This window comes from Streptomyces cyaneus, from assembly GCF_004028635.1.
Classification (GTDB): Bacteria; Actinomycetota; Actinomycetes; order Streptomycetales; family Streptomycetaceae; genus Streptomyces; species Streptomyces cyaneus.
Map to the genome: position 1 here is coordinate 647,103 of NZ_ML138678.1, position 14,067 is coordinate 661,169.

Consider the following 14,067-nt stretch of genomic DNA (forward strand, 5'->3'; position numbering starts at 1 on the left):
CACTGCCTCAAGGGCGTGGGAGGTGCCCCCACTCACCGCACCGGGCGAAACCCCAAGTACATCCGGTCCATCGACGGGGCCTCCCGCCCGGCACGCCGAGAGCACGCACCAACGCGGACATCAGCCGCTGCCGCGGCGGGCGCCCGGCCCGCCCTCCGGGCGGACGACGCCACTTCCGACCCAGGCCCCGGGAGGACCCAGTGAGCACCGCCGTCGTGATCGAGGCTCCGGGCGAGCACCGGCTCGTCCCGCACGAGCCCCGGCAGCCGGAAGCGGGCGAGGCCCTGGTCCGGGTGCACGCCTCGGGGATCTGCGGCAGTGACCGCGAGGTCTTCCAGGGCAACCGGCCGGAAGGGTACGTCCGCTATCCGCTCACGCCGGGCCACGAGTGGTCCGGGACGGTGGAGGCGGTCGGTGACGGCGTCCCTTCGAGCCTGGTGGGCCGCAAGGTCGTGGGCGAGGGCTTCCGGAACTGCCAGGTCTGCGACCGCTGCCACGCGGGCGAGACCACCCTGTGCACGGCGGGCTACGAGGAGACCGGCTTCACCCAGCCGGGCGCCATGGCCCCCACACTCACGCTTCCGGCCCGGCTGCTGCACGTGCTGCCGGACGACGCTGATCTGACGGCGGCGGCGCTGCTGGAGCCGGCCGCGTGCATCGCGGCCGCCGCGCTCAAGGCGAACGCGGTGCCGGGCGAGCGGGTTGCCGTGGTGGGCACGGGGACGCTCGGGATGTTCGCCGTTCAGTTCCTGAAGGCGGGCTCGCCGGCCGAGCTGCTCGTCGTGGGGACGCGTCCGGACCGGGCCGAGCTGTCGAAGCGGTTCGGCGCCACGGACTTCCGCACCAAGGACGAGGAACTCCCCGGCGACTTCGACGTCGTCATCGAGACCGCCGGGTCCGCGGACGCGGCGCGCACCGCCGCCGCCCTGCTGCGCCGAGGTGGACGGCTGATCCTGACGGGCATCCCGGCGCCGGGCGCGGACGGGCTCGACCCGACCGATCTCGTCGTACGGCAGCTGGAGGTGCAGACCGTGTTCGGCGCGGCGCCGGAGGCCTGGGCGCACACCGTGCGGGTCTTCGGGGCGGGGCTCCTCGACCCGCTGCCGCTGGTCACGCACGAGCTGCCGCTGGAGGAGTTCCCGCAGGCCATCGAGTTGGTGGGGTCCGGCGACCCGAAGGTCGGAAAGGTCCTGCTGCGGCCATGACACACCCCTGAGCCGTACGCCGGTACGGAGTACCTGACGACTCCGTACCGGCGTACACCCAAAGCCCCGCACGACCAGAGCCGCAACCCTCGTCCGAAATATCGAACATAAGGACAGCTTGTGACCGACACCACCGCTCCGACGCCGCGCCGCCCCGGCGAGCAGGCGCTCGCCGCACTCGGACTGGCGGCGCCCGCCCTCGACCCCTCCGACGCCTCTCCGCACACCTTCCCCGGCGGCGGCCGCTGGCGCACCGAAGTTCCCTCCGTGGAGGGCCCCGAGGCGCTCGCCGTGGTCCTCAAGGAGTCCTCGCGGCTCGATGTACCGGTCCACCGGATCAGCCAGGGCAGCGGTATTTGGATGCTCACCGACGCCGAGATCACCGAGATGGTGGAGGCGACCGCCGAGCGCGCCATCGAGCTCTGCCTGTTCACCGGCCCGCGCGGCACCTGGGACATCGGCGGCTCCACCCGTACCGACTCCAAGGGCGCCGGACTGCGCGCCCGGGGCCACGACGCGGTCGCCGGGTGCGTCGAGGACGCCGTACGCGCCACGGAACTGGGCGTGAAGTGCCTCCTCGTCGCCGACGAGGGCGTGCTGTGGGCGCTGCACCGGGCGCGGGCCGCCGGGATCATCCCGGCGGACACGACGCTCAAGGTGAGCGCGCTGATCGGCCCCGTCAACCCGGCCGCCTACGCGGTCTACGAGAACCTGGGCGGCGACTCGATCAACGTGCCCAGCGATCTGACGCTGGATCATCTCACCGAGATACGGCGGGTCTCCGCCGCCCCCATGGACATGTACATCGAGGCCCCGGACGATCTCGGCGGCTACATCCGGATGTACGAGGTCGCCGAGCTGATCCGGCGCGGCGCACCGCTCTACCTGAAGTTCGGGCTCTCCAAGGCCCCCGGGATCTACCCCTACGGGCACCACATGCGGGACCTGACACTGGCCACCGCCAAGGAACGCGTACGGCGTGGACGCCTGGCGTTGGACCTCCTCGCACGGCACGGGGCTGACGGCGACATGGCGCCTCTCGGTTCACGGCTGCCCGGGACGCTGAAGCGGTTCGAAATTCCCGCATAACGTTCCGGACAATCCCCCTTCACAAAAGAAGACGCAGTCGAACACAATCCGACACACCTCATCTCGGTCTTTCCCGCACCGCCCGCAAGCGTCTTCGCGCCGCCGACCGAGCACTGCCAGACACACATCAAGGATGATGATCATGCGTAACCGCCGAGCCGCACTCGCCGCCATAGCCGGAGCCGCCTCCCTCGCCCTGACCCTGTCCGCCTGTGGCCAGAGCGGCGAGGGCGGCAGCAAGGACGAGGGCGGTGACACCAAGGGTGGGACCATCGGCATCGCGATGCCGACCAAGTCCTCCGAGCGCTGGATCGCCGACGGCAAGAACGTCGTCGCGGACCTGGAGTCGAAGGGCTACAAGACCCAGCTGGTCTACGGCGAGGACGACCCGGACCAGCAGGTCTCGCAGATCGAGAACCTGATCACGCAGGGCGTCAAGGCGCTGATCGTCGCGGCCATCGACAACAAGTCGATGAACAACGTGCTCCAGCAGGCCGCCGACGCCAACATCCCGGTGATCTCCTACGACCGCCTCATCCTCGGCACCAAGAACGTCGACTACTACGCGTCGTTCGACAACGAGAAGGTCGGCGAGCTCCAGGGCAACTACATCGTCGAGAAGCTCGGCCTGAAGGACGGCTCCAAGAAGGGCCCGTTCAACATCGAGCTGTTCGCCGGCTCCAACGACGACAACAACACCCGCTACTTCTTCCAGGGCGCCATGAACGTCCTGCAGCCGTACATCGACAAGAAGCAGCTCGTCGTCCGCTCCAAGCAGACCGCCCTGAACCAGGTCACCACCCTGCGCTGGGACGGCGGCACCGCCCAGAAGCGCATGGACGACATCCTGACGTCGGCCTACAAGAGCGAGCGCGTCGACGCGGTCCTCTCGCCGTACGACGGCATCTCCATCGGCATCCTCTCGGCCCTGCGGTCGGACGACTACGGCTCCAAGAGCAAGCCGTGGCCGATCGTCACCGGCCAGGACGCCGAGGTCGCCTCGGTGAAGTCGATCATCGCCGACGAGCAGTCGATGACCGTCTACAAGGACACCCGCGAGCTCGCCAAGGTCGCCTCGAACATGGTCGACGCGGCACTCAACGGCAAGAAGCCCGAGGTCAACGACACCAAGACCTACGACAACGGCGCCAAGGTCGTCCCGGCCTACCTGCTCACGCCGGTCAGTGTGGACAAGGCCAACTACAAGGCGACGGTGGTCGACTCCGGCTACATCAAGGAAAGCGACCTCAACTAACCACCCGCCCACTCTGATTGGAAGGCACGACCATGGCGGGACCCGTCCTGGAAATGCGCTCGATCGTCAAGACCTTTCCCGGCGTCAAGGCGCTGTCGGACGTCACACTGACCGTCCAACAGGGCGAGGTCCACGCCATCTGCGGGGAGAACGGCGCCGGCAAGTCGACCCTGATGAAGGTCCTCTCCGGCGTCCACCCGCACGGCACCTACGAAGGGGACATCCTCTTCGAGGGGGAAGTCTGCGAGTTCAAGGACATCAGGGCCAGCGAGCAGCGCGGCATCGTCATCATCCACCAGGAGCTGGCGCTGTCGCCGTTCCTCTCCCTCGCGGAGAACATCTTCCTCGGCAACGAGCACGCCAAGGGCGGGTTCATCGACTGGAGGGAGACTCTGCGGCACGGCACCGAGCTGCTGCGCCGGGTCGGGCTCAGCGACCACCCGGACACCCGCGTCGCCGACATCGGCGTGGGCAAGCAGCAGCTCGTGGAGATCGCGAAGGCGCTGTCGAAGAAGGTGAAGCTGCTCATCCTGGATGAGCCGACCGCGGCCCTGAACGACGAGGACAGCGGCAAACTCCTGGATCTCATCCTGGAGTTGAAGAAGCAGGGCATCACCTCGATCATCATCTCGCACAAGCTCAACGAGATCCGCAAGGTCGCCGACTCGGTGACGATCCTCCGCGACGGCCAGACCATCGAGACCCTCGATGTGAAGGCGCCGGAGACCACCGAGGACCGGATCATCAGCGGGATGGTCGGCCGCGACCTGGAGAACCGGTTCCCCGACCGCACCCCGCACGAGCCGGAGGCGGGCTCCGCCCCCGCGCTGGAGATCCGCAACTGGACCGTGCACCACCCGATCGACCAGCAGCGCAAGGTGGTCGACGATGTGTCCCTGTCCGTGCGGCGCGGCGAGATCGTCGGCATCGCGGGCCTGATGGGCGCCGGCCGCACGGAACTCGCGATGAGCGTCTTCGGCCGCACCTACGGCCGTTACGCCGACGGCAAGGTCCTCAAGGACGGCAAGGAGATCCGTACGAAGTCCGTCCCCGAGGCGGTCAAGCACGGCATCGCGTACGTCACGGAGGACCGCAAGCACTACGGCCTCAACCTCATCGACACCATCAACCGCAACATCTCGCTCAGCGCGCTGGGCAAGGTCGCCAAGCGGGGCGTGGTCGACGAGCACGGGGAGCGGCAGGTCGCCGAGGGCTTCCGCAAGTCCATGAACATCAAGGCGCCGACCGTCTTCGAGCCGGTGGGCAAGCTGTCCGGCGGCAACCAGCAGAAGGTCGTCCTCAGCAAGTGGATCTTCACGGGTCCGGATGTGCTGATCCTGGACGAGCCGACGCGTGGCATCGACGTCGGTGCCAAGTACGAGATCTACACGGTCATCGACCAGCTGGCCGCCCAGGGCAAGGCGGTCGTCTTCATCTCCTCCGAGCTGCCGGAACTGCTCGGCATGTGTGACCGCATCTACACGATGGCCGCGGGGCGGCTGACCGGCGAGTTCTCGCGGGCCGAGGCCTCGCAGGAATCGCTGATGCGTCAGATGACAAAGGACAAAGAGGTATCCCGATGAGCACGGATGTGACCGCCAAGACCCCGGCCCCCGCGCCGCCGGGCAAGAGCGGAGGGGCCGCGGCCGACGGCCTGCTCCAGCTGGTGCTGGACGGCATGCGCCGCAACATGCGGCAGTACGGCATGCTGATCGCCCTCGGCCTGATCGTGGCGCTGTTCGCCGTGTGGACCGACGGCGACCTGCTGCTCCCGCGCAACGTCTCCAACCTGGTGCTGCAGAACAGCTACATCCTGATCCTCGCGATCGGCATGATGCTGGTCATCATCGCGGGCCACATCGACCTGTCAGTGGGATCACTGACAGCGTTCATCGGATCCATGGCCGCGGTGTTCATGGTCAAGAACGACCTGCCATGGCCGGTCGCCGTCATCCTCTGTCTGGCCATGGGCGCCGTCGCGGGTGCCGCACAAGGGTTCTTCATCGCGTACGGCGGCATACCATCCTTCATCGTGACCCTCGCGGGCATGCTGATCTTCCGCGGTCTGACGGAGATCTTCCTCGAGGGCCAGACCCTCGGCCCGTTCCCGGAGGGTCTGCAGAAGGTCGCCAACGGCTTCCTGCCCGAGGTCGGCCCGAACACCAACTATCACAACCTCACACTTCTGCTCGGCTTCGGAATGATCGCGTTCGTGGTCTTCCAGGAGTTCCGCGACCGCCGCCGGCAGCAGGAGTTCAACCTGGACGTCCCGCCCTTCAACCTCTTCCTGCTGAAGCTGGTCGCGCTCGGCGCCGCCATCCTCACGCTGACGATGCTGCTGGCCAGCTACAAGGGCGCCCCGATCGTGCTGCTCATCCTGGGCGTGCTGCTCGTCGGCTTCGGCTACGTGATGCGCAACGCGATCATCGGCCGCCACATCTACGCGATCGGCGGCAACCTGCCCGCGGCCAAGCTGTCGGGTGTGAAGGACAAGAAGGTCACCTTCCTGATCTTCGTCAACATGGGCATGCTCGCGGCCCTGGCGGGTCTGGTCTTCGCCGCCCGCTTCAACGCGGCCTCGCCCAAGGCCGGCCTCAACTTCGAGCTGGAGGCGATCGCGGCCTCGTTCATCGGCGGCGCGTCGATGAGCGGCGGCGTCGGCACCGTCCTCGGCGCGATCATCGGTGGCCTGGTCCTGGGCGTGCTGAACAACGGCATGAACCTCGTCGGCATCGGCACCGACTGGCAGCAGGTCATCAAGGGCCTGGTGCTGCTGGCGGCGGTCGGGTTCGACGTATGGAACAAGCGCAAGGTCGGTTCGTAAGTGCAGCAGGAGGGCCCCGCCGGAAGGCGGGGCCCTGTTCTTTTCAGCGACGGAGGCAACACGCCGGTGAAGTCCCTCTTCGGCACCCTCGCCGACGGCACGGAGATCCACAGCTGGGCGCTGGCCAACGGCGGCACCCGGATGAAGGTCCTCTCCTACGGCGGCATCGTGCAGTCCCTGGAGGTCCCGGACCGCCACGGCCGGTACGCCAACGTCTCCCTGGGCTTCGACACCATCGAGGACTACGTCGCGGGGAGCCCGTACTTCGGCGCCCTGATCGGCCGCTACGGCAACCGCATCGGCAAGGGCCGGTTCACCCTCGACGGCAAGGCCTACCAGGTCGACGTCAACGACGGCGCGAACAGCCTGCACGGCGGCGCGAAGGGCTTCGACCAGCGCGTGTGGGACGTCGAGCCGTTCACCAAGGGCTCGGACGTCGGCCTGCACCTGTACTGCACGTCCGTCGACGGCGAGATGGGCTACCCGGGCACGCTCAAGATGAAGGTGACGTACACCCTCACCAAGCACGGCGACTGGCGCATCGACTACGAGGCCACCACCGACAAGGCCACCGTCGTCAACCTCACCAGCCACGTCTACTGGAACCTCGCCGGCGAGGGCAGCGGCACGATCGAGAACCACGAGCTGAAGATCGCCGCGTCCCACTACACCCCCGTCGATTCCGGCCTCATCCCCACGGGTGAGCCGGCCCCCGTCGCGGGCACCCCCTTCGACTTCAGCCGCGCCAAGCGAATAGGCGAGGACCTCCACGAGGCGCACCAGCAGCTGCTGTACGCCAAGGGCTTCGACCACAACTGGGTGCTCGACAAGGGCATCTCACCGCGCCCCGAGTGGATCGCGACGCTGAAGGACCCCTCCTCCGGCCGCACCCTGCGCATGGCGACCACCGAGCCGGGCCTGCAGTTCTACTCCGGCAACTTCCTCGACGGCACCCTGGTCGGCCCGGGCGGCCGCACCTACCGGCAGGGCGAGGCGCTGTGCCTGGAGACGCAGCACTTCCCGGACTCGCCGAACAAGCCGTCGTTCCCGTCGACGGTGCTGCGCCCCGGGCAGACGTACCGGTCGACGACGATCCACTCGTTCAGCCGCTGACGCTCCTTCACAGGTGGCACACAAGTTCTTACCGATTTCTCAGTGGTTGAACAGCGCCACCCCAGCCTCCGTATGTAAGGGCGGCCCGTGCTCCCCCGCGCGGGCCACCCAAACACGGAGGTTCCATGGCCGACAACGTCACCTCGCTGTTCCGCAGCACCGCGGCACACAGCCCGTCGATGGCGGCGCTGACGCGTGAGGGCGGCGACGGAGCCGGTCCGGTCGACTTCTGCATTCCCTGCAACCCGTACTTCCCGACGCCGGAGATGTTCCAGGACATGGGGGCGCGGCTGCGGGACATCATCACCTACTACCCGAGCAGCGCCGACACGATCACGGCCGAACTGTGCAGCCTGCTCCAACTCCCGCCGCAGTGCGTGGCGATGGGCAACGGCTCCACGGAGCTGATCACCTGGATCGACCATCTGATGGTCCGTGAGTCCCTCGCCATCCCCGTCCCCACGTTCGGCCGCTGGACCGACCAGCCCATGGAGACCGGCAAGCGGGTCGACATGTTCCCGTTGCAGGAATCGAGCGGCTTCGCCCTGGACCTGGCCCAGTACGCCGAGTTCATCCGCGCCCGGGGGACGCGGGTCGCGGTGATCTGCAACCCGAACAACCCCGACGGCGGCTACCTCCACAAGCACGCGCTCGTGCAGTTCATGGACGCGATGGCCGACCTGGACCTGGTCATCATCGACGAGTCGTTCCTGGAGTTCGCCGACGCCGAGCAGGAGCCGTCGGTGGTCCAGGAGGCGATGATCCGGCCGAACGTCATCGTCCTGCGCTCCCTCGGCAAGAACTTCGGCCTGCACGGCATCCGCTTCGGCTACCTCGTCGCCAACCCGGCGCTCGCGGGCATGGTCCGTTCGATGCTGCCGAAGTGGAACCTCAACGCCTTCGCCGAGCACGTGGTGTTCATGCTCAAGAACCACGGCGCCGAGTACGCGCAGAGCCTCCATCAGGTGCGCAAGGACCGCCTCGACATGGCCAGCCAGCTCGCCTCGCTGCCCGGCCTCACGGTCTACCCCTCGCAGGGCAACTTCCTCTTCGTGCGCCTCCCCGTCGGCGCGGAAGGCACCGTGGTCCGGGACCGGCTGCTCACCGAGCACCGGATCCTGGTCCGCGAGTGCGGCAACAAGATCGGTTCGTCCAGCCGCTTCCTGCGGCTCGTGGTGCGCCCCCAGGTGGACGTGCGTCGCCTGGTGTCCGGCCTGGAGCAGGTGCTCTACGGGTCCAGGAGGGGAGCCGCCGTACCCGAGCTGGGTACAGGGACCAACTACAGCTCGGGTACGGCGGCCGTGGACCGGTTGGTCAGCTCCACCAACGGGACGGGGATGCAGGGGCTTGCGGCGCAGGCCATGGGCATGGGGGCGGGGATGCCTGCGGCGGCTCAACCGCAGCCGCAGCCGGCCGCCGCCGGTATGCCGATGCCGGCTCCGGTTCCGGTGACTCCGGCACCCGCCCCGGCCCCGGCCCCGGTGCAGGTGCCCGCCCCGGCTCCCATGCCCGCCCCCGCCCCGCCCGCTCCGGCGCCGTTCCCGTCGCCCTTGGCGCCGGCTGCGGCGGCGATGCCTGGGCCCACCCCGCCGGGGGTGCCGGCTCGGGGTGGGCTTACGGCCGCGCAGGTGCGGGGTACTACGGGGCCGGGGCTGACCCCTGCGCCGGCGACCGGGTGGCCGAACAGTCAGAGTTGGCCGAATGCGGCGGGGATGGGGCAGACCGGGTAGCGCCTTCTCGCCGTAGGGGTGCGGGTGCATTGCGACTGCCGGTTCGCTGTGGCTGGTCGCGCAGTTCCCCGCGCCCCTGGAGGTCGGCTGCACTAAGCCGGAGTCAACCTCCACTGTTGGCAGGTGTTGCCCAACCAGCTCCACTGGCGTACGTCCGCCCCGTCCGCCGTTCCGCAGTTCGCCACGTCGGCCACCTTGCCCGTGGCCTGGTTGGCGATCTGGACGTAGCCGTTGTCCGTGGCGATGAAGCGGAAGCGCTGGCAGGTGTTGTTCAGCCAGGACCACTGGCGCAGGTCGGCACCGTCGGCGGAGGAGCAGTTCTCGGTGTCGAGGACCTTGCCGCTGGCGACGTTGACCAACCGGTGGGTGTCATCGCCGAGGTCCTCCAGGCGCCACTTCTGGTTGTTGCCGCCGCTGCACGTCCACTGTTGGACGTTGGCGCCATCGGCCGTCGAACTCCCGGCCACCTCAAGGCACTTGCCGCTGTTGCGGTTGACGACCGTGTAGGTGGTGGAGACGCTGGACGGCTCCCCGGAGGGGCCGGTGAGGGAGGCGCCGAGGCGGACGGGGGTGCCGAAGTTCGGGGTGCCGTCGGAGTTCCAGGTGAACTTCTGGGCGCGGGTCGTACGGCCGTTGTCGCAGCCGTCGCTCGCGCTGTCGTTGGCGTGGTAGACGATCCAGTTCTCGGTGCCGTCGGGGGACGTGAAGAAGCCGTTGTGACCGGGGCCGTACACGCCGTTCGCGTCACTGCGCTGGAAGACCGGTGTGGACTTCTTGGTCCAGGAGGACGCCGACAGGGGGTCGGAGCCGGTGAGAGTCAGCTGGCCGAGCTTGTAGTCAGGGGTCCAGCAGCCGCTTCCCGAGTAGATGAGGAAGGTCTTGCCGCCGCGCTGGAGGATCTCCGGCCCCTCGTTGACCGTGCCGTTGCGCTCCCAGTCGTAGGTCGGCGTGGAAACGGTGGAGAAGCCGGTGGCGAGGGTGTACGGGTTCGACATCCGGGCCGCGACGATGTTCTGCGTGCCGCCGCCGGTCGCGCTGCCGAAGAGGTACAGCTGGTTGTTGATGGTCGCCACGGTCGCGTCCAGCATCCAGACGGAGTTGAGCTGGTTCTTGTAGGTGTACGGCCCCATGGGGTCGGACCCGGCGCTCTCCAGCACATGGGTGCGCTGGGTCGGGTTGTAGTCGGCGATGTTCTGCCCGGCGACGTAGTAGAGGTACCAGCGGCCGTTGAGGAAGTGGATCTCGGGCGCCCAGATGTTGCAGCAGCGGCTGGCCGCGTCACCCTTCCACACCTGCACGCTGGGTGCGGTGGCGAGGCCGGCCAGGGTGGTGGACTTGCGCATGGTGATGACGTCGGTCCAACTCGTCGTCACCATGTAGTAGTTGCCGTTGTAGTACGAGATCCAGGGGTCGGCGCCCTTCTGGGTCTTGATCGGGTTGGTGAAGGAAGCGGCGCTCGCGGACGGCTGCCCGATCGAGAAGGCCAGCAGCAGCGCTGCCAGCAGGGTCAGTATGCGACGGGCCATCCGGTGCTCCAGTTCAATAGGTTGATGCCCAGCTTGGGCGTGCCGTTGTCGTTGCCGTCGTAGTAGTGGTAGACGATCAGGTCGCCGTCGGAGTCGTTCATGATCGACTGGCCGCCGGGGCCGATGACGCTGCCGTGCGACTCGAGGACGGGCGTCCCGCCGTTGTTCATCATCGAGACGCCGTTCTTGTCGACGTACGGGCCGGTGACGCTGGTGGCGCGGCCGACCTTGACCTTGTAGGTGCTGCTGGTGCCGGCGCAGCAGGTGTCGTAGGAGGCGAAGAGGTAGTAGTAGCTGCCCCGCTTGACGATGTAGGGGGCCTCGACGGCCTTGGTGCCGGTCGGGCGGGAGGCGAGCGAGTACCGGGTGGTGTTGCTCGACAGCTGCTTCCCGGTGGACGGGTTGATCTGGATCATCTTGATGCCGGTCCACCAACTGCCGAAGGACAGCCACCACTTGCCGTCGCCGTCGACGAAGAGGTTGGGGTCGATGGCGTTGTAGTCGCTGGAGGAGCTGGACGTGTAGACGACGCCGTAGTCGGTCCAGCTGCCCGGCCGGCCGGTCGTGGAGCCGGCGAGGCCGATGGCGGAGGTGTTCGAGCCGAACTTCGAGACGGAGTAGTACATCAGGTACTTGCCGCCCTGGTACGAGATGTCCGGCGCCCAGGCCTCCGGCACGGAGGAGTACGTCGACCACCAGCTCGGGCGGCTGCCGAAGGCGTCGGCGCCCGCGCTGAAGGCGGTGCGGTCGGACGACGCCTTGCTGGCGATGCCGCCGCCGGTGGCGTAGAGCAGGTACTGGCCCGACGAGGTGCGGATCATCGTCGGGTCGTGGGTGACGACGGAGCCGGTGACCCGGCCGGGGTTGGGATAGGCCGACGCCGAGGACGGGACGAGGGCGAGGAGGGCGGCGACGGGCAGGGCGAGGAGGGTCGTGCGCTTGCGGCTCATACGAACACTCCCGTTCTGTATCTCGAACAACGATCGTCACATCGGACACACTTCGGACGGGAACGTAGAATCGAATCACTTGCGCGTCAATGGCCCGCGCAGCCACAACGGCAATCACGGCGGCAGCCAGAACGGCAGTCACAGCGGCGGTCACAGCCACGTTTCCCGCACCGTCTATTCACTGCACACTCGGCACGTCACTCCTTATCCTGAAGTGATGGTTCGTCAACTCTCCTAGTACGCAAAGCTGAACGCCTCGGGGGACGGAACAGTGACGCAGCAGATCCTGGTGCCGCAGCAAGGCACCGCCGTGGGGCGCACGCCCCCGCACGCCAGCGAGGCGACGCGCCTGCTCTGCTCCGGGGCGTACCTCGACGAGACGTTCCGCCACACGGTGATCGAGGAGCTCTACGTCCACGACGAGCGCATCGTCGCCCCGTCGTTCGGCTTCGACGCGGCCCGCGTCCTGGCGCACGCCCTGCGCGCACAGCGCCTGCAACTGGGCTGGGCAGCGGCGATCCTGGCGCTGTGGATCGTCAGCGTGCCGCTGACCAGCTGGCTCAGCCTGATGTTCCTGATGCCGGTGGCGCTGATGTACCTGGCCACCCGGATGCGCGGACCGGCCCCACGGCCCGCCTGGTACCGCCGCTACCCGGCCTGGATCCTGCGGCTGTACGCCCGCCTCGCCGTGGTCTACACCGTGCTGACGCTGTTCGCGAAGGGCACCGACGACTTCGACCTTCTGGAGAAGGTCTACGAGTTCTGGGACTTCCTGCTGGTCCCCGGCCTGGCCTTCGAGAGCCTGGTCTACGACACCTCCCGCCTCCAGGCCTGGGTCGCGCTGGCGCTGCCGCTGGTGGTGGCGCTGGGCGTCGGCGTCGAACGCCACCAGGTCTGCCGCGCGCTGGCCGGCGAACTGTCCCGGCCGAGGTTCCCCGACGCGGCCGCCGACCCCGCCGAGCGGACCACGGAGGGCAGCCGCCTGCACCGACTGCGGGACCGTATCCGGACCGAACAGCGCACGGGGCTGGTCATGTACCGGGCGGACCGGCCGTTCTGCGGCGCGGGCACCCCGTACGACACCTGGTCCCTGTCCGTCGAACTGCGCCCGCGCGAGGACCTGGCGAAGCCCGCGCTCCCCCTGGACAACCAGACCGTCCTCGACGGAATCACGCCCCTGCTGGAAGACCTGCGCAAGCCCGCCACCGCCCGCACCCCGAAGGCCGCGGCGGCGATCCGGGACCGACTGCGCCATCTGGAGATCGGCGAGTGCGTCTTCCTCCCGGTGGACGGACTGCCCGGCCGGCAGTACGCCCCTTACGGCCCCGGGGAGTTCGAGCGGCATCGGGCCGACGCCGTCGAGGAGGGCGGCGAGACCCGGCGTCACTTCCTGCGGGTGCAGGTGGGCGGCTGGGAGGAGGAGCTGGTCACCACCGTCTTCGTCCGGGTGCACACCCAGGGCGGCATGCTGATGCTGGAGGTCGCGCCGCACGTGCTGCGCCCGCTACGGCCGCGGTTCCGGGAGGCCGACCGGCTGGCCCACGACTTCCTCCACGCCAACCTGCTCGGCAAGGCGGCCTGGGCGCTGTCCCGGGTCCCGCACACCGCCGGCCAGTCCGTGGTCACCGTGTGGCGGACCCTCACCCTGCTGGGCCGGCTGGCCGCCCACGGCTCCGGCCGGGCGATGCCGGACGGGCCGGCCCTCTCGATACGGGAGCTGGCCTCGGACGACGAGGCGTCGCTCTTCCAGGAGATGGACCACCAGCGCTACTTGAAGACGATCCAGGACCGGGTGGCCAACGGTGTGCGCCGCGCACTGCGCGAGGCGGGCTACCGGACCGAGGAGTTCGAACAGAAGATCATCAACGTCAGCAACGGCGGCGTGCTGATCGAGCAGGCCAGCGGCGCGTTCGCCTTCGGCGAGCACGGCGTGGCCAACAACCAGGAAGCCGCCGGTGCCTCGGAAAGGACGAACAGTGGCAGCGGATGAGCAGACGCCGGGCGGCGACGGCCGTGGTGGCGTTCAGAACATCCACATCGGCACGGCGAAGGGCGCGTTCGCGTTCGGCGCGCACGGCGTGGCGAACAACTACGAGGCCGCGCGCCCGGCCCTCGCCGCCGAGCAGGAGGAACTGCTCCAGGTGGTGAGGCAGTTGCGCGAGGAGCTCCGGTCCTTCGCCAGGAGCCCCGAGACCGACGAACTGACGCGGCAGCTCGACGACACGCAGGGCGAGATCCAGAACACCGGTGAGGCGAGCCCGGGCCGGCTGACCCGCCTGCGCCAGGCCCTCCAGGACGCGGCCACGGCGGTGGGCCTGGCGGCCTCGGGCGCGGCGGTCACACAGGCGGTAGCGGCACTGCTGGGAGGGTGACGG

The 14,067-nt window shown here is 68.6% G+C and carries 10 protein-coding genes and 1 pseudogene; 9 read left to right on the forward strand and 2 right to left on the reverse strand.

What is annotated here, in order from left to right; all coding sequences use genetic code 11:
* Positions 1–200: 200 nt before the first annotated feature.
* The 7 genes and pseudogenes from EHO50_RS02895 (at position 201) to EHO50_RS02925 (ending at position 9,216) form a co-directional block, all read left to right on the forward strand.
* Positions 201–1,205, forward strand: coding sequence for a zinc-dependent alcohol dehydrogenase (locus tag EHO50_RS02895; protein ID WP_128428194.1), 1,005 nt, complete (start codon positions 201–203; stop codon positions 1,203–1,205).
* A gap of 120 nt (positions 1,206–1,325) precedes the next feature.
* Positions 1,326–2,294: a glycosyltransferase family protein gene (locus tag EHO50_RS02900; protein WP_128428195.1), complete on the forward strand. Its 969-nt coding sequence runs from the start codon at positions 1,326–1,328 to the stop codon at positions 2,292–2,294.
* Positions 2,295–2,436: 142 nt separating this feature from the next.
* Positions 2,437–3,549 carry a multiple monosaccharide ABC transporter substrate-binding protein gene (gene chvE, locus EHO50_RS02905; protein WP_425472117.1) on the forward strand — a complete coding sequence of 371 codons (1,113 nt, stop codon included), beginning with the start codon at positions 2,437–2,439 and terminating at the stop codon, positions 3,547–3,549.
* A 32-nt stretch (positions 3,550–3,581) separates the two neighbouring features.
* On the forward strand, positions 3,582–5,132 hold the full coding sequence (gene mmsA, locus EHO50_RS02910; RefSeq protein ID WP_128428197.1) for a multiple monosaccharide ABC transporter ATP-binding protein: 1,551 nt from the start codon (positions 3,582–3,584) through the stop codon (positions 5,130–5,132).
* Positions 5,129–6,373 carry a multiple monosaccharide ABC transporter permease gene (gene mmsB, locus EHO50_RS02915; RefSeq protein WP_128428198.1) on the forward strand — a complete coding sequence of 415 codons (1,245 nt, stop codon included), beginning with the start codon at positions 5,129–5,131 and terminating at the stop codon, positions 6,371–6,373. The genes mmsA and mmsB overlap by 4 nt, the downstream gene beginning before the upstream one ends.
* Before the next feature lie 51 nt (positions 6,374–6,424).
* A pseudogene (locus tag EHO50_RS02920) lies at positions 6,425–7,486 on the forward strand (aldose epimerase family protein); the annotation flags it as partial.
* 125 nt (positions 7,487–7,611) lie between these two features.
* Positions 7,612–9,216 carry a pyridoxal phosphate-dependent aminotransferase gene (locus EHO50_RS02925; protein ID WP_128428200.1) on the forward strand — a complete coding sequence of 535 codons (1,605 nt, stop codon included), beginning with the start codon at positions 7,612–7,614 and terminating at the stop codon, positions 9,214–9,216.
* A gap of 92 nt (positions 9,217–9,308) precedes the next feature.
* On the opposite strand, the gene EHO50_RS02930 is transcribed toward EHO50_RS02925, so the two are convergent.
* Both EHO50_RS02930 and EHO50_RS02935 read right to left on the reverse strand, forming a co-directional pair.
* Positions 9,309–10,742, reverse strand: a complete 1,434-nt coding sequence (locus EHO50_RS02930; protein ID WP_128428201.1) for a family 43 glycosylhydrolase — start codon at positions 10,740–10,742, stop codon at positions 9,309–9,311.
* On the reverse strand, positions 10,724–11,692 hold the full coding sequence (locus tag EHO50_RS02935) for an arabinan endo-1,5-alpha-L-arabinosidase (protein WP_128428202.1): 969 nt from the start codon (positions 11,690–11,692) through the stop codon (positions 10,724–10,726). Before EHO50_RS02935 ends, EHO50_RS02930 begins: the two co-directional genes overlap by 19 nt.
* A gap of 271 nt (positions 11,693–11,963) precedes the next feature.
* On the opposite strand from EHO50_RS02935, the gene EHO50_RS02940 reads away from it, so the two are divergent.
* Positions 11,964–13,682 (forward strand): hypothetical protein, encoded by a 1,719-nt coding sequence (locus tag EHO50_RS02940; protein WP_128428203.1) that lies wholly within the window; start codon positions 11,964–11,966, stop codon positions 13,680–13,682.
* Entirely contained in the window at positions 13,669–14,064 is a 396-nt protein-coding gene (locus EHO50_RS02945) for a hypothetical protein (protein WP_246100997.1), read from the forward strand. Before EHO50_RS02940 ends, EHO50_RS02945 begins: the two co-directional genes overlap by 14 nt.
* Positions 14,065–14,067 lie beyond the last annotated feature (3 nt).

Coding starts and splice junctions, on each gene's coding strand:
- mmsA (WP_128428197.1), top strand. CDS start 3,582: ATGGCGGGACCCGTCCTGGAAATGCGCTCGATCGTCAAGACCTTTCCC.
- EHO50_RS02935 (WP_128428202.1), bottom strand. CDS start 11,692: ATGAGCCGCAAGCGCACGACCCTCCTCGCCCTGCCCGTCGCCGCCCTC.
- EHO50_RS02925 (WP_128428200.1), top strand. CDS start 7,612: ATGGCCGACAACGTCACCTCGCTGTTCCGCAGCACCGCGGCACACAGC.
- mmsB (WP_128428198.1), top strand. CDS start 5,129: ATGAGCACGGATGTGACCGCCAAGACCCCGGCCCCCGCGCCGCCGGGC.
- chvE (WP_425472117.1), top strand. CDS start 2,437: ATGCGTAACCGCCGAGCCGCACTCGCCGCCATAGCCGGAGCCGCCTCC.
- EHO50_RS02930 (WP_128428201.1), bottom strand. CDS start 10,742: ATGGCCCGTCGCATACTGACCCTGCTGGCAGCGCTGCTGCTGGCCTTC.